Below are 15,234 nucleotides of genomic sequence, written 5' to 3'. Positions count from 1 at the left end.
CCGGTCGCACATAATGTGCAAGTACGATCGGCCAGCAACAAGAGTGTGAGGCTCATGACGACCCGTCGAACAAGAGGAGCCGCCCTCGTGGCGGCGATGGCGGCAGGGGTCGCCGCCTGTTCCGCCCCCAGCGAGGGCGGCGCCGGCGGCAGCGCCGCGGACTCCGTGGTACTCGGCGTGGGCTACGAGCCGGACACGTTCAGCCCGCTGCTCGGCTACGGCAAGGACGGCAATTCCAAAATATTCGACGGGCTGCTCACCCGGGACGCCGACCTCGCGCTGAAGCCCGCGCTGGCGAAGGCGCTCCCGGAGGTCGGCGACGACGGCCTGACCTACACGTACACCCTGCGCGACGGCGTGAAGTTCAGCGACGGTGAACCGCTGACGTCCGCCGACGTGGTCTTCACGTACCGGACCATCCTGGACGAGAAGACCAACAACACGGCCAGAAGCGAACTGGACGCCGTCAAGGACGTCCGCGCGAGCGGCGACGACAAGGTCGTCTTCACGCTCAAGTACCCGTACGCCCCCTTCGCCGGGCGCACGGTGCTGCCCATCGTGCCCGAGCACATCGCGGGCGAGCAGGACCCCAACACCGGTTCCTTCAACACCGAGCCGGTCGGCACCGGGCCGTACGTCCTCTCCGCCTGGAGCAAGGGCGAGAAGATGACGTTCAAGGCAAATCCGAACTACTGGGGCGGCGCGCCGAAGGTGAAGACGTTCACCATGGCGGTCATCGCGGACGACAACGTGCGCGCCACGCGGCTGCGCTCCGGCGACCTCGACGGCGCCGTCCTGCCGCCCAACCTCGCCGCCACCTTCAAGGACGACGACGGCGCGAAGTCGTACGAGGCGAGGTCCTACGACTTCCGCTCCGTCACCCTGCCGAGCGCCGGCAAGGTCACCGGCGACCGCGCGATCCGGCAGGCGCTGGACGCCGCCGTGGACCGCGAGGCCATGGTCGACAAGATCCTCGACGGCGCGGGCAGACCGGCGTACGGGCCGCTGCCGGTCGACGACCCCGCGTTCGCCAAGGGCATCGAGCGTCAGCAGGACCTGGACAAGGCCCGGCGGATCCTCGACGCGGCGGGGTGGAAGGCCGGCGCGGACGGCATCCGCGCCAAGGGCGGGCAGAAGGCCGCCTTCACGCTGCTCTACCCCTCCGGCGACAAGGTCCGCCAGGACCACGCCCTCGCCTACGCCTCCGACGCCAAGAAGGCCGGCATCGACGTGACGGTGGAGAGCGCCACGTGGGAGGTCATCGAGCCGCGGATGAAGGACACCGCGGTCCTCGCGGGCTTCGGCAGCACCGGTGACCCCGACTTCGGCCTCTACACCCTGCTGCACTCCTCCCTCGCCGGCGACGGCTTCAACAACATGGCCCGCTACGACAACCCGGCCGTGGACGAGGCGCTCGACGCCGGTCGCCGCACCCAGGACCCGGACCGGCGCAAGGCCGCGTACGAGACCGTCCAGCGTGAGCTCGTGAAGGACCCCGGCTACACGTTCCTCACCCACATCGACCACCTCTACGTGCTCGCGGACCGCTGGGACGGGCTGACCACGCAGCTCGAACCGCACGAGCACGGCTTCGCCAGCGGTCCCTGGTGGAACATCGAGGACTGGCAGCCCAAGAAGTGACACCCCTGCCCTGGGGAGCGATGGCGCGCCTGGCGGGACGGCGGACCCTGTTCGCCGTCCCCGTCCTGCTCGTCGTGACGTTCGGCGTCTTCGCCATCGCCGCCGCCTCCCCCTTCGACCCCGTGAAGGCGTACGCCGGTACGGCGGCGCTCGGTGCCGACCAGGAGACCCTGGACCGGCTGCGCGACAACCTCGGTGTGGAGCAGTCGTTCCCGGCCCGCTGGTGGGAGTGGCTGACCTCCGCACTCACGGGCGACCTCGGCCATTCCAGCGTGCTGCGGCAGCCGGTGGCCCAGGTGATCGGCGAACGCCTGGTGTGGTCCTCGCTGTTGTGCGCGGTCGCGTTCGCGGTGGCCGTGCTCGCCGGGACGGTGCTCGGGGTGCTCGCCGCCCGCCGTCCCGGCTCGATGCTCGACCGGGCCGTCACCTCGCTCTCGTACACCCTGGAGGCCGCGCCGGTCTTCTGGCTCGCCCTGCTCGCCGTGTGGCTGTTCGCCCTCCAGCTCGACGTGCTCCCGGCGGGCGGCCTGACCGACACCGCCAGCGAACGCGTCACGCCCGGTCAGGTCGCGAGCCACCTCGTGCTGCCCGCCGGGGTGCTCGCCGTGTCCCAGCTCCCCTGGTTCGCCCTGTACGTACGGCAGGGGGTGGGCGACGCCCTGGCCGAGGACCCGGTGCGGGGCGCCCGCGCCCGGGGACTGAGCGAACGCACCGTCCTGCTGGGGCACGCCCTGCGCGCGGGGCTGCTGCCGGTGCTCACCCTGATCGGCTCCCGCGTTCCCGAACTCATCACCGGAGCACTGCTGGTGGAGAGTGTCTTCAGCTGGCCGGGCATCGCCGCGGCCACCGTCGAGGCGGCCACCGCCGTCGACTTCCCGCTGCTCGCCGCCCTGACCACCCTCGCGACCGCCGCCGTCCTGGCCGGCAACCTCCTCGCCGATCTGCTCTACGGCCTGTTCGACCCGAGGGTGAAGCTCAGTGACATGTGACCTTGGTGATTCCCTTGGCTGACACCGCAATCAAGACCGAACCACGTGCGGCGACCGCGTGGCGCTCCGCCGGTCCCGCCCGCCGCTCGACCCGTACGCTGCGTGTGCGGGTCTCCGGCGCGCTGGTGGCCCTGACCGTGCTCGCCGCGCTGCTCGTCCCGCCGCTGGTGCAACTCGACCAGCAGGCCGTCGATCTGGCCGCCAAGCTGCTGCCGCCGTCCTGGGAACACCCCTTCGGCACCGACGACGTCGGCCGGGACCTGCTGCTGCGCTGCGTGTACGGCCTGCGGGTCTCGCTGCTCGTCGGTGTCGCGGCGGCGCTCGCCGCGACCGTGGTCGGCACGGCCGTCGGAGCCGCCGCCGGCGCCCTGGGCGGCTGGTTCGACCGGGGCATCATGCGCCTGGTCGACACCTTCTCCTCCGTGCCTCATCTGCTGCTCGGCATCTTCATCGTCGCCATGTTCCGGCCAGGAGTCTGGCCGGTGGTCGTCTCGGTCGCGCTCACCCACTGGCTGTCGACCGCGCGCATCGTGCGCGCCGAGGTGCTCTCGCTGCGCTCGCGGCCGTACATCGACGCCGCCGTCTCCGGAGGCGCTTCGCGATGGCGCGTGGCGGTACGGCACCTGCTGCCCGGCGTACTGCCCCAGGCCGCGCTCGCCGCCGTACTGATGGTGCCGCACGCCATGTGGCACGAGTCGGCGCTGTCCTTCCTCGGGCTGGGGCTGCCCACGCACACGGCGAGCCTGGGCACCCTCATCCAGAGTGCGCGCGGTTCGCTGCTCGCCGGGCAGTGGTGGCCGACCCTCTTCCCCGGCCTGTTCATCATCGTGCCCACCCTCGCCATCGCCGGGCTCGCCGGCGCCTGGCGGGAGCGGATCAATCCCCGCCGCCGATCGGAGCTGATGCTGTGACCGAGCGACCGCCACAGCGACCGGCCGAGGAACCGGCCGGACGCCCGGCTCAGGAGCCGGCCCAGCGTCTGCCCCGGCAACCTTCCGGGCAGCGCACCGTGCTGTCCGTGCGCGGGCTCTCGGTGCGTTTCCGGATGCCCGGCGGGGGCCATGTCGCCGCCGTCAGCGGCGCGCACTTCGACGTGGCGGCAGGCGAGTGCCTGGCGCTGATCGGCGAGAGCGGCTGCGGCAAGTCCGTGCTCGCCTCGGCCCTGCTCGGGCTGCTCCCGGCGAACGCGCAGACGGCGGGCGAGGCCCGGCTCGGCGACCTCGACCTGCTGTCCGCCGGGGAGCGGACGCTCGCACGCCGCGTCCGGGGCCGGCTGATCGGGCTGATCCCGCAGAGCCCGGCGGCGCATCTCACCCCCGTGCGCACCATCCGTTCCCAGCTGGAGGAGACTCTCCAGGAACTGACCGGTGTCCGGGGCCGGGCCGCCCTGCGCGTGGCCGCCGAGACGGCCGCCGGCCGTGCGGCGTTCCCCGTGGACCACCTCGACCGCCACCCGCACCAGCTCTCCGGCGGCCTCGCCCAGCGCGCCGCCACCGCGCTCGCCCTCGCCGGCGACGCCCCGCTGCTGCTCGCCGACGAGCCGACGACGGGCCTGGACCGCGATCTGGTGGACCGCACGGTCGACGAACTGCGCCGTCACATCGACAGCGCGGACGGCACAGGGGAATCGGGGCGCGCGCTGCTGATGATCACCCACGATCTGGCGGCGGCGGAGCGCATCGCCGACCGGATCGCCGTCATGTACGCCGGGCGCATCGTCGAAATCGCCGACGCCACCGCGTTCTTCGGCTCCCCCGGTCCCCGGCACCCCTACAGCCGCGGCCTCCTCCAGGCCCTCCCCGACCGCGCCTTCACGCCCATCCCCGGCCTGCCCCCGGAACTCGGCGCCCTCCCCGACGGCTGCGCCTTCGCCGCGCGCTGCGACCGGGTCACCGACAGCTGCGCCGCGCTGCCGCCCCTGGCCGACTCCGTCGCCTGCCACCACCCGCTCACAGGTCACGGCCCGCGAACGCCGCGCCCTGCCGTTCCGGCTCCCGAGGACATCCGTGCTTGAACTAGACGCCGTAAGCGCCGGATACGACCGCCACGCACCCGTCGTACGGAACGCCTCCCTGACCATCGCGCCCGGCGAGGCCGTCGGACTGCTCGGCCCCAGCGGCTGCGGCAAGTCCACCCTCGCGCGGGTCGCCGCTCTCCTGCACCGCCCCGACTCCGGCACTGTGCTGCTGGACGGCGAACCCGTGCGGCGCTGGCGTCACCGCGCCCCCCGTGAGCTGCGCACCGCCTTCGGGGTCGTCTTCCAGCAGCCACGGCTCTCAGCGGACCCCCGTCTCAGGCTCAGCGACCTGATCGCCGAGCCCCTGCGTGCCACCGGCCGGCGTGACGAGATCCCCCAGCGGGTCCCCGAACTCGCCGACACGGTCGGCCTGACCCCCGACCTGCTGCGCAGGCAGCCGCACGAAGTCAGCGACGGCCAGTTGCAGCGCGCCTGCCTCGCCCGTGCCCTGGTACTGCGCCCCCGCTGGCTGGTGTGCGACGAGATGACCGCGATGCTCGACGCCTCCACCACCGCCGCGCTGGTCGCGGCCGTCGAGGACTACCGCTCCACGACCGGCGCGGGCCTCCTCGCCGTCGGCCACGACCGCACGCTCCTGCACCGCTGGTGCGACCGCACCGCCCCCTGGGAGACGGTGTGCGGCAAGGAGCCGGTCGCCGTGGGCGAGCCGGGTTCCGGCGGCGCCTGATCCGCCGGCCTCGCCCCCTGTGGCACACGCCACACGCCGAGGTCCGCGAGGGCCGGAACCCGGAGAGGGTCCGGCCCGACTGCTCTTGCTGGGAGGTGCGTCTGTGACGACGGGTCGGAGCACGACGGGGACAACTGCCGGGGCGGGCAAGGCGGAGGCGGGCGGGGCGGGTGGTGCCCTGACCGCGCTGCTGACCTGCGCGATGGCCTTCTCGATGATGCAGTTGTTCCTGCTGGGGGCCCTGGGCCCGCGGCTGGTGGCGGAACTCGGCGTCTCCCCCACCGTGCTGGGGCTGACGACGACCGTCGGGTTCGCGACGGCCACCGTGCTCTCGCCCGTCGGCGGGCGGGTGGTGGACCGGGTCGGTCCACGCCGGTGTCTCGTCGCGCTGCTCGCGGTGTCGGCACTGGCGCTGGCGCTCATCGGCGCGGCGCCCGGCTCCGGCTTTTTGCTGGCGGCCGTGGCGCTCGGCGGACTGCCGCAGGCACTGGCCAACCCGGCGACGAACAAGGCGATTCTGGCCGTCGTGCCGCCCGCCCGGCGGGGCTCGGTGACCGGGATGAAGCAGTCGGGGGTGCAGCTCGGGGCGTTCGCGGCCGGGCTGCCGCTCGCGGCGCTAGCGGGCCTCGCCGGGTGGCGGGGAGCGGTGTGGACGGCGGCGGGTGCCGCGGTCGCGGCGGCCGTCTGGGCGGCGCGTGCGCTGCCCGCCGACCCGCCCGCGAAATCCACTCCGGCGGTATGGGTGCCGCGCGGCACGATCGCCTGGCTGATGGTCTTCTCGCTGCTGCTGGGCTGCGGTGTCGCCTCGGTGAACACCTATCTGGCGCTGTACGGTGCCCAGCGGCTCGGCCTCGGCCCCACCGCCGCGGGCGCGCTGGTGGCCGTGCTGGGCGTGGCGGGGATCGCGGGGCGGGTCGGCTGGTCGAAGCTCGCCGGCCGCCCCGGATGGTCGATGTGGCTGCCGGGGCTGCTGGCCGCGGGGGCGGTGGGGGCGGCGCTGCTGCTCGCCCTCTCCTCCTCCGCCCCGCCGCTCGCCTGGGCCGCCGCGGTGGCCGTGGGACTGTTCGCGGTGTCCGCCAACGCGGTGTCCATGGTGCTGGTGATGCAGCGTGCCGCGCCCGGCCGGGCGGGCCAGGACTCGGCGCTGGTGTCGGCCGGGTTCTTCGCCGGGTTCGCGATCGGGCCACCCTTGTTCGGTCTGCTGGCGGAGGCCGGACGGTACGGCGCCGGATGGGGGCTCGTCGCGGGCGAGTTCGCGGGCGCGGGCGCGGTCGCCGTGCTGTGGGCGCTGCGCGCGCGTCGTACGGGCGCGGGGTCGTGAGCGTGCGCGTTCCCGATGCGCAGTGCCCGGCGTGGGCCCGTCCGGCCCTGGAATCCGTACTCGGCAGGGTCGCCGTCACCCGTGCCGGGGTGGGCGACCGCTTCCCGCTGTACGCGGACCCGTTCGGAAGGTGGACGACGACCGGGCGCGGCTCGTGGACCGGAGGCTTCTGGGCGGGACTGCAGTGGCTGCGCGCCCGGAGCACCGGCGATCCGGCGGACCGGGAGGCCGCGCGGCTGTGCACCGCCCGGCTCACGGGCTGGACCGAGAAGGACACCGCGACCCGGGGGCTGATCTTCTGGTACGGCACCGTCCTCGCCGACGGCGGTGCTCTCACCGTGCGGGAGCGGGCGGCCCGGGCCTGCCGGGCCGCCTTCGACGGCGAACTCGGCCTGGTGCCCTGGGGTTCCGCCTTCGGCGGGCCGCGCCTGCTCGCCCGCGCGGACGGTGTGCCGGGGCTGGTGCCGCTGCTCGCCACCGTGGACCCGGAGGCGGCCGTGTCCCATCTGCGGCGCCACCTCGACCTGTGCCTCGGGCAGCGGCCCCGGCACTGGTCGTGGCAGCACGACCAGACGGCGGGCTGGACCGCCGGGGAGGATCCGCCGCCGGGCTGGAGCCGGGGTCCGGCCTGGCTGCTGCTGGCGGTGGCCGAGGCAGTACGTCACGTGGGCTTCGGAGAACTCGCCGACGTGACAGCCGAGTTGATGTCCGGCGATCTCGTGCCGCTCGCCGACGCGGCGCGGCCCGACGGCCCTCGTGACACCTCGGCCGCGGCCGTCACCGCCACGGCGCTGCTGCTTCTCGGACACCGGAGCCGGGCCGTCGCCGTCCTCGAAGAGCTGGTCCGCTCCCACCTGACCGGCGACGGCCGCCTGCTGGACGGCTGTTACGACCTCGCCTCCGCGACGGCCGTCCGGCACGAGCTGATCTGGGGCGACTTCTTCCTCGCGTACGCGCTCGCCCTGCTCACCGGCCTCGTCGAGCCGGCATGACGGCGAGCCCGAGTCCCTTCTAGGAAGTACCCGTCCGCAGGACGCGGCGGGCCACGGCGGTGATGTGCAGCTCGTCCGGGCCGTCCAGGATGCGTGCGGCGCGACCGGTGCGGTAGAGGGCGGGCAGCGGGGTGTCGGGGCCGAGGCCCTCCGCGCCGTACACCTGTATCGCCGCGTCGGCCACCTGCTGCAGCGTCCGGGCCGCCGCCACCTTGGCCAGGCCCACCTCCACGTGGGCGTCGAGTCCGGCGTCCAGCCGGGCCACGGCCTCGTGCACGAGCGGCCGGGTGGTGCGCAGGGCCAGCAGGGACTCGAAGATGTGCCGCTGGACCAGCTGGAGGTCGCCGAGCGGACCGCGCGAGCGGGTGCGGGTCAGGGCGCGTTCGCGCATCAGGCCGAAGGCGCGCTGAGCCTGCCCGAGCCAGCGCAGACAGCGCAGGGTGCGCCCGAGTTGGAGCCGCTCCCCGGCGACGGCCAGGGCCTTGCCGCGTGCACCGATCAGGTGGTCGGCGCCGACCGTGACGCCGTCCAGGGCGATCTCGTACTGCCCCGCCGCGCCGAGCACCGGCAGGTCGCGCACCACCCGGAAGCCTGCCGAACCGCTGGGGACCAGCAGCAGTGACAGCCCGTCCCGTTCCGGTGCCGAGCCGTCCGTCCGTGCCAGCACGGTGACGAGGTCGGCGTCCGCGGCACCGCTGGTGAACCACTTGCGGCCGGTGAGCCGCCAGGCCCCGTCCCCGGCCGGTTCGGCGCGGGTGGTGGTGCCGAAGGGGTCGGTCCCGGGAACGTCGGGCTCGGTCATGGCATAGCAGGCCCTCAGGTCCCCGGCGACGAGCGCGGGGACGAACGTCTCACGGACGCGCGGGCTGCCGTGCCGCCACAGCATCAGGGCGTCCAGCAGCGACGCCGAACCCAGTGCCGCCGGGCCGTGGTCGCTCGCGCCCTCGGCCTCGGCGATGTGCGCGTACGAGCGCAACGGCAGCCCCTGACCGCCGAGTTCGGCCGGGTGCGGCAAGGCCCACAGACCGGCCTCCTTCGCCTCCTCCCGGAGCCGGGCCAGCACGGTGTTCGCCTCCGGACCGCCCGCGTCGAGCACCGGCTCCTGGGGCACGACCCGCTCGCGGACGAACCGCACCACCCGGTCCCGCAACTCCTCGACACCGGGCGGGCATTGAGGGTCACCCTGCGTCACTCGCACCACTTTCCTCCGCTCCCGTGGGAACTCCGGCCGTCGCCGGTCCGACTGCTCTTGTCGTGGAACAGGTCGGGGGCGACCGCCCCCGGGTTCCCGAGCGTCAGGAAGGAAAGGCATGGCAACTCCAGCCACACCCATCACCCTGCGCACGGCCCGGCCGCTCGAGGGGCTGCGCATGGAGACCTCGGGTCCGCCGGGGCCGGCGGACGGTCTGGTCGCGGAGCATCTGCGCCTGCTGGGCGCCGGCGGTGAAGTCCGTCCGGGCGGCCGGTTCGCCGTCTCCGGGTGGCGGTCCGGGCCGGAGGCGGTCACGGCCCGGACGACGTGGGGTGACGGGGTGATCGACGAGGCGACCGTCCAGGCGGCCACCGGCATCATGGCCGTGCACGGTCGTCGCGACGGCGACCCGCGCGGACTCGCGGTCGACTACGCGGCCACCGCCACCGGCGTACTCACCGTGCAGGCGCTGCTGGCCGGACTGCTCGCGCAGGCCCGCGGCGGTCGCCTCCCCGGCGCGCACGTGAGCGCCGAGCGGGCCGGCCTGCTGGCCGTCTCGCAGTACCTGGCCGCCGCCGGTGCCGAGGAGGGCGAGGCCGCCGAACTCGCCCCGGGCGGACCCCCGTTCGCCACGAGGGACGGCACTCTGTTCGAGCTGGAGACGCTCGACCCGGGAGGGTGGGCCGCGTTCTGGCGGGCGCTCGGCGCTCCCGAGGAGGCGATACGACGGGGCTGGCGGCCCTTCCAGTTCCGCTACGCGACCGCCTGCGCGCCCTTCCCGCCGGTGCTGCACGAGATCGTGCGGGCGTGTTCCTGGGAGCGGGTCCGGGAGGCCGCCGGGGACGCCGGTGCCGACGTGTGCCCGCTGTCGTCGCTCGCGCGGCGTGCCGCCGAGTACGACGGAGCGCCACCGTGGGAGCTCGCTGCGCACCAGGCGTCGTACGCCGGGACGGCGGCACCGGTGGACGCACCGCTCGCCGGGCTGACCGTCCTGGAGGCGGGGCGCCGCATCCAGGCACCCCTCACCGCTCATCTGCTCGGCCTGCTGGGCGCCGAGGTCGTCCGGATCGAGCCGCCGGGCGGTGACCCGCTGCGGGGCATGCCGCCCGCCTGCTCGGGGGTCTCGGCACGCTGGCTGGCGCTCAACCGGGGCAAGAAGGCCGTGGAGGTGGACATCAAGTCGCCTTCGGACCGCGAGCGGCTGCGCGAGATGGCGGAGCGGGCCGATGTGTTCCTGCACAACTGGGCGCCGGGCAAGGCTGCCCGACTAGGCCTGGACCACGAACATCTGGCCGCCGCCAACCCGGCACTGGTGTACGCGTACACCAGCGGCTGGGCCGGCCGGCTGCCCGGCGCGCCCATGGGCACCGACTTCATGGTGCAGGCCCGTACCGGGGTCGGTGAGGCCGCCCGCCCCGCGGACGAGCCGCCGGCACCGTCGCTGATGACCCTGCTCGACGTGCTGGGCGGGCTGCTGGGCACCGAGGCGGTGCTGGCGGGCCTGCTGCTGCGGGAGCGCACGGGCTGCGGCGTGCGGGTGGACTCGTCCCTGCTCGGTGCCGCCGACGTCCTCACCGCGCCCGCGCGCGCCCGGGCGGCGCAAGGGCTCGACCCCCGGCAGCCGGCCGGCTTCCGCCGCCCGCTGCGTACGGCCGACGGCTGGATCGCCCTCCCGGACCACGCCGCGATCCCGCACGACCTGCGCGCACGGTCCACCGCGCAGGCCGTGGAGCACCTGCGAGGCCGCGGACTGACAGCAGTCCCGGTCGTCACCGACCTCTCCGCCCTGCTCGCCACCGGCTCGATCAGGCGCGACGCGCACGGCGCCCCCGCCGTGCCCGACCCCTGGAGCTTCGCATGACCGTCACCCTGCACGACCTGCTGCCCGCCGAACTGCGCCGCTCCTGGGCCGTCGACGGCACCTGCCCCGACCTCGACCTCTACAGCCTCCACCGCGCCCACCAGATCGCCGACCCGCACCGCACGGCGGTCCTCGACGCCAAGGGCAAACTCTGTTACACCGCCCTCGACCGCAAGGTGCGATGTCTTGCCGCGGGCCTGTCCGGTCTGGGCATACGCGCCGGCGACGTGGTCGGGGTGCAACTGCCCAACGGCCGTAACGCCGTCGTCGCCGACCTGGCGCTGGCCGCGCTGGGAGCCGTGGCGCTGCCCTTCCCGGTGGGGCGCGGCGGGCGGGAGGCGGCGTCGCTGCTCTCCAGATCGGAGGCGGTCGCGGTCATCGCGGCCACCGAGCACCGGGGCAACCGGCACGCGGCCGGTCTGCTCGCCCTGGCCGGTGAACTGCCCGCGCTGCGCACCGTCGTGGCCGCCGGGCCCGGCACCGTGCCCGAGGGTGCGGTGGCACTGTCCGAGCTGCTGCGCACGGACCCCAGGACCTTCGCCCCGGCCCGCCCGCACCCGGACTCCGCCGCGCGCATCCTCGTCTCGTCCGGGTCCGAGGCCGAACCGAAGATGGTGGCGTATTCGCACAACGCGCTGGCGGGCGGGCGCGGCAACTTCCTCGCCTCCCTGATGACCGGCGGGCAGCCGCCGCGCTGCCTGTTCCTGGTGCCGCTGGCCTCCGCGTTCGGCAGCAACGGCACCGCCGTGGCGCTCGCCCGGCACGGCGGCACCCTCGTGCTGCTCGACCACTTCACGCCCGAGGCCGCGCTCCAGGCCCTCGCCGAGCACGAGCCGACCCATGTCCTCGGCGTGCCGACGATGATCCGGATGATGCTGGACCGCGTCGCCGAGGGCGGCCACCCCGAGTTCACCCCGCCCACCGCGCTCGTGGTCGGCGGCTCCCCGCTGGACGAGGCCACAGCCGAGGAGGCGGGACGCGTCTTCGGCTGCCCGGTCGTCAACCTGTACGGCTCGGCCGACGGCGTCAACTGCCATACGGGGCTGGCCGCCGAGGTACCGGGAGGTGACGGGCCCGGCGTCGTCGCGGGCCACCCCGACCCGCGCGTGGCCGACATCCGGATCGCCTCGCCCGGCACCCGCGAACTGCGGGAGCTGCCGAGCGGCACGGTCGGCGAGATAGTGGCCCGCGGCCCGATGACCCCGCTGTGCTATGTCGCCGCCCCGGACCTCGACGCCCGCTACCGCACCGACGACGGCTGGGTGCGCACCGGCGACCTCGGGCTGCTCCAGAAGGACGGCGTGCTGCGGATCGTCGGGCGGCTCAAGGACGTGGTGATCCGTGGCGGGGCCAACATCAGCCCGGCGGAGGTGGAGATCGAGCTGGCGAGCCATCCGCTGGTCCGGGACGTGGTGTGCGTCGGCGTGCCCGATCCGCTGATGGGCGAGCGGCTCGCGGCGTGCGTGGTCCCGCGCGAGGGTCGCACGCCCACGCTGGCCGAGCTGTGCGCCCACCTCGACGCGCGGGGACTGGAGCGGCGCAAGCACCCCGAACGGCTGCTGGTCGTCGCGGAGTTGCCGCTCACCCCGGCGGGCAAGCCGGACCGTGCCGCACTGCGGGAACGATTCGCCACGCAGCCGGGCCCGGAGCGGCCGCTGGCTCCGGCCGGCTGAGTCCGTCACGCGCTGAGGGGGCCGCCCGCGCCGGGCGGCCCCCTCGGTGCGTGACGCGACGCCGTTACGAGGCGGCCATCGCCGTCTCCACCGTCTTCGCCGCTTCCCGGTAGACCGCCAGCAGGTCGAGGTCCGTCCCCGGGTAGTTGACGATCTCGACCTGCTCGGCGCCCGAGTCGGGCAGCACCGTGCCGGTCGTCATGTGCGCGTTGTCCAGGACGAGTCGCGGCTTCGTCCTCGACAGCTCGGACAGCTGCTTCGCCGTCACGGCCTCGGGCCCGAAGGTACCGGCGAGTTCGGCGCCCGCCAGCTTCGCCGCCCAGGTCGTGAACACCTGGGCGACGACGGTGGGCTGCTTGCCTTGCGGCCACTTGGCCTTCAGGCCCTTCTGCAGCGCCGCGTACTCGGAGTCGAAGGAGGCGGTCCACCGTGCGGCGGCGTCCTGGGTTCCGAACAGCTGCGCCAGACGGGCGACTTCGGCCTTCGCCTTGTCCGCGTCGTTGTCGAGAGCGACCTCGACCAGCTCGGCGTCGGAACCGGCCGCCTCCTTGATCTTCGCGGCGTACGGCTCGAAGGGCGCGTAGAGGACGTAGTCGGCGTCCGCCACCGCCACGAGGTCGGAGGGCCTGGGGTCGTAGTCGGGGGCGTGCTGCACCGACTGCGGGACGATGACCTGCACGTCCCCGGCGCCGGCCGCCTTGGCGAGGGCGGCCTCCCAGGTGGTGGTGGCGACGACCACCGGCGGGGAGTCCTTGGCGCCGGACGACGCGGACGGCGCCGAACCGGACTCGGTGTCGCCGCCGCAGCCGGTCGAGGTCAGGGCGAGCCCCGCGATCAGGGTCAGTGCGAGGAGGGAAGAGTTGCGGACGCGGGTGCGCGCCATGAGCTGATTCTCCGTTCGGGTATGAGATGGACGGCGAGGACGACCACGCCGGCGGTCAGGACGAGGACCGGCCCGGGCGGCCAGTCGAAGCGGAGGGCGACGAGGAACCCGGTGAGGTTCACGGCGACCCCGATGCCGACCGCCCAGGCGGTGATGGACTTCAGGGAGGTGCCCAGGCGGCGGGCGGCGAGCGCGGGCAGCAGGGTGAGGGCGTCGACGAGCAGCGCGCCGGTGAGCTTGATGGCTCCGGCGACGGCCACCGCGACCAGGACGAGCAGCACCAGGGTGAGCCGCTCGACCCGGACGCCCGAGGACAGGGCCAGTTCACGGTCGTACAGCAGCAGGGCGAGGTCGCGGCGCCGCCACCAGAACAGGGCCGGCACGGCGACGGCCAGGGCGCCGATCACCCACAGGTCGGCCGTGCCGACGGAGAGGATCGATCCCCACAGCAGGGCGAACGCGCCCGCCGCGTTGACCCCGGAGACCGCCAGCACGAGCAGCGCCGCCGCGATCGCCAGGCTCATGAGCAGGCCCATCGCCCCCGACAGCCCGTCCGGAGTGCGGGCCAGCGGCGCGACCCCGGCTCCGGCGAGGGCGCAGGCGAGGAGCGCGCACAGCATCGGGTCGAGCCCGGTCAGCAGACCGACCGCGATACCGAGCAGCGCCACATGCATCATGGCGAACCGCACCGGCATGATGTCGAGGCCGACGATCACGACGCCGACCACGGGCAGGCCCACGGCCGCCAGCAGCAGGGCGGCACCCGCGCGCTGGACCGGAACGAGTTGCAGCAACTGGCCGACATCGGCCGCGGCCAGGGCGGTCACCGCACCTCCCGCAGACTGCCCGCGGCCATCTCCAGCACCCGGTCGCAGCGGTCGGCCAGCGCCCGGTCGTGGGTGACGACCACGACGGTCACCGGCAGGGACAGCAGCACGTCGGCCGCCTCCTCCTGCCCGGCGAAGTCGAGTGCCGCGGTGGGTTCGTCGGCCAGCAGCACGCCGGCGCCCGCGGCGACGCAGCCGACCGCCCGCGCCAGATACATCCGCTGCAGCTGGCCGCCGGACAGGGTGTGCAACGGCCGGTCCACGAGCTGCCCGACGCCGAGCTTCGCCGCCGCCTCGACCGCTTCGGCCTTCGCACCGCCACTGGCCAGCAACTCCCTGGCCGGCAGCGGGAACCGGCCGACCGCCGGCTTCTGCGGAATCCACGCGCACGCCCGGCGCCGCCACGCCCACTCGGCCGCGCTGCGGGTGTCCCGGCCGCCCACCAGGATCCGGCCGCCGGCCCGGCGGTGCAGGCCGAGCACGGCCCGCAGCAACGTGGTCTTGCCCGAGCCGTTGGTACCGGTCAGCGCCACCCGCCCGCCGGCCGCGATGTCGAGGTCGACGCCCCGCACGGCCTCCACGCGGCCGTGCCGGCAGGCGACCTCGCGCATGACGACGTCCAGTCCTTCCATGCCACCTCCTCGCTCCTGAACAGGTGTCGGAAGCGGAGGGCGGTTGGTTCCCGGGCATCGCGGGGTGCGTGACTTCCTCATGTCCGACTTCACCATCCGAATGCCGGACCTGCCCTCCCCACCCGCGCGACGCCGCGTAGGGTGGTCCGCGCAGCTGGTTCGCCCCGTCCGCCAGGCGGGATGCGTCGTAAGAGGGAACCCGGTGGGAATCCGGGACTGCCCCGCAGCGGTGAGTGGGAACGACCGCCGTCATACGCACTGGGCCCGAGGAAGTGGGCCTGGGAAGCGACGGCCAGTAGGTGTCTCGTACGACACGAGGCGTGCCCGCGAGTCCGAAGACCTGCCAACTGCCCGCGCGCGAACCCTCGTGCGCGGACATCCCGGTGACCTCGAGGGCGGGTCGGCGTACATACCAGACGGATCGACCGTGCCGTTGCCGCGCGGGGTCGGGTCCTTCCGGTTCCGTCGCCCTTCGCGTTCTCGTCCCGTCCCCGGGATCTCAGGGATTCATCTCGCGA

At 74.3% G+C, this 15,234-nt stretch carries 13 protein-coding genes and 1 riboswitch; of the genes, 9 read left to right on the top strand and 4 right to left on the bottom strand.

The features are described from left to right. The first annotated feature begins 54 nt into the window (after positions 1 to 54). From ACIHCM_RS14480 to ACIHCM_RS14450, 7 genes are all read left to right on the top strand, one after another. On the top strand, positions 55 to 1,641 hold the full coding sequence (locus ACIHCM_RS14480) for an ABC transporter substrate-binding protein (protein ID WP_399894400.1): 1,587 nt from the start codon (positions 55 to 57) through the stop codon (positions 1,639 to 1,641). 20 nt (positions 1,642 to 1,661) lie between these two features. Beyond that, positions 1,662 to 2,630 carry an ABC transporter permease gene (locus tag ACIHCM_RS14475; protein ID WP_399894397.1) on the top strand — a complete coding sequence of 323 codons (969 nt, stop codon included), beginning with the start codon at positions 1,662 to 1,664 and terminating at the stop codon, positions 2,628 to 2,630. A gap of 5 nt (positions 2,631 to 2,635) precedes the next feature. After that, positions 2,636 to 3,541 (top strand): ABC transporter permease, encoded by a 906-nt coding sequence (locus tag ACIHCM_RS14470; protein ID WP_399894656.1) that lies wholly within the window; start codon positions 2,636 to 2,638, stop codon positions 3,539 to 3,541. A 134-nt stretch (positions 3,542 to 3,675) separates the two neighbouring features. Beyond that, positions 3,676 to 4,644: an ABC transporter ATP-binding protein gene (locus ACIHCM_RS14465; protein WP_399894653.1), complete on the top strand. Its 969-nt coding sequence runs from the start codon at positions 3,676 to 3,678 to the stop codon at positions 4,642 to 4,644. Beyond that, positions 4,637 to 5,335: an ABC transporter ATP-binding protein gene (locus ACIHCM_RS14460; protein WP_399894394.1), complete on the top strand. Its 699-nt coding sequence runs from the start codon at positions 4,637 to 4,639 to the stop codon at positions 5,333 to 5,335. The genes ACIHCM_RS14465 and ACIHCM_RS14460 overlap by 8 nt, the downstream gene beginning before the upstream one ends. Before the next feature lie 202 nt (positions 5,336 to 5,537). Then, on the top strand, positions 5,538 to 6,656 hold the full coding sequence (locus tag ACIHCM_RS14455) for an MFS transporter (protein WP_399894650.1): 1,119 nt from the start codon (positions 5,538 to 5,540) through the stop codon (positions 6,654 to 6,656). Between the two features lie 2 nt (positions 6,657 to 6,658). After that, positions 6,659 to 7,648: a sugar ABC transporter permease gene (locus ACIHCM_RS14450; RefSeq protein ID WP_399894391.1), complete on the top strand. Its 990-nt coding sequence runs from the start codon at positions 6,659 to 6,661 to the stop codon at positions 7,646 to 7,648. A gap of 19 nt (positions 7,649 to 7,667) precedes the next feature. Here the strand turns inward: ACIHCM_RS14450 and ACIHCM_RS14445 are convergent, their stop codons facing one another. Then, positions 7,668 to 8,840 carry an acyl-CoA dehydrogenase family protein gene (locus tag ACIHCM_RS14445; RefSeq protein WP_399894388.1) on the bottom strand — a complete coding sequence of 391 codons (1,173 nt, stop codon included), beginning with the start codon at positions 8,838 to 8,840 and terminating at the stop codon, positions 7,668 to 7,670. 118 nt (positions 8,841 to 8,958) lie between these two features. Between ACIHCM_RS14445 and ACIHCM_RS14440 the strand changes: the two genes are divergently transcribed. Beyond that, a complete protein-coding gene (locus ACIHCM_RS14440) occupies positions 8,959 to 10,701 on the top strand; it encodes a CoA transferase (protein WP_399894385.1) in 1,743 nt (580 codons plus the stop codon). Continuing rightward, positions 10,698 to 12,374 carry a class I adenylate-forming enzyme family protein gene (locus tag ACIHCM_RS14435; protein WP_399894382.1) on the top strand — a complete coding sequence of 559 codons (1,677 nt, stop codon included), beginning with the start codon at positions 10,698 to 10,700 and terminating at the stop codon, positions 12,372 to 12,374. The genes ACIHCM_RS14440 and ACIHCM_RS14435 overlap by 4 nt, the downstream gene beginning before the upstream one ends. Positions 12,375 to 12,438: 64 nt before the next feature. On the opposite strand, the gene ACIHCM_RS14430 is transcribed toward ACIHCM_RS14435, so the two are convergent. Genes ACIHCM_RS14430 through ACIHCM_RS14420 form a run of 3 tightly spaced genes read right to left on the bottom strand, consistent with a single transcriptional unit; the run spans position 12,439 to position 14,716 of the window. After that, on the bottom strand, positions 12,439 to 13,257 hold the full coding sequence (locus tag ACIHCM_RS14430; protein WP_399894379.1) for a metal ABC transporter solute-binding protein, Zn/Mn family: 819 nt from the start codon (positions 13,255 to 13,257) through the stop codon (positions 12,439 to 12,441). Beyond that, a complete protein-coding gene (locus tag ACIHCM_RS14425) occupies positions 13,215 to 14,084 on the bottom strand; it encodes a metal ABC transporter permease (RefSeq protein WP_399894375.1) in 870 nt (289 codons plus the stop codon). The genes ACIHCM_RS14430 and ACIHCM_RS14425 overlap by 43 nt, the downstream gene beginning before the upstream one ends. Further along, the gene (locus ACIHCM_RS14420) at positions 14,081 to 14,716 is read right to left on the bottom strand and encodes an ATP-binding cassette domain-containing protein (protein ID WP_399894372.1); all 636 of its coding nucleotides are present in this window, start codon (positions 14,714 to 14,716) and stop codon (positions 14,081 to 14,083) included. Before ACIHCM_RS14420 ends, ACIHCM_RS14425 begins: the two co-directional genes overlap by 4 nt. Positions 14,717 to 14,854: 138 nt before the next feature. Continuing rightward, a riboswitch (cobalamin riboswitch) is annotated at positions 14,855 to 15,079 on the top strand. Positions 15,080 to 15,234: the final 155 nt, after the last annotated feature.

The sequence above is a fragment of the Streptomyces sp. NPDC052023 genome (assembly GCF_044548465.1).
Taxonomy (GTDB): domain Bacteria; phylum Actinomycetota; class Actinomycetes; order Streptomycetales; family Streptomycetaceae; genus Streptomyces.
Note: the sequence above shows the minus strand (reverse complement) of the source record. Positions and strands in the feature narration are given on the sequence as shown.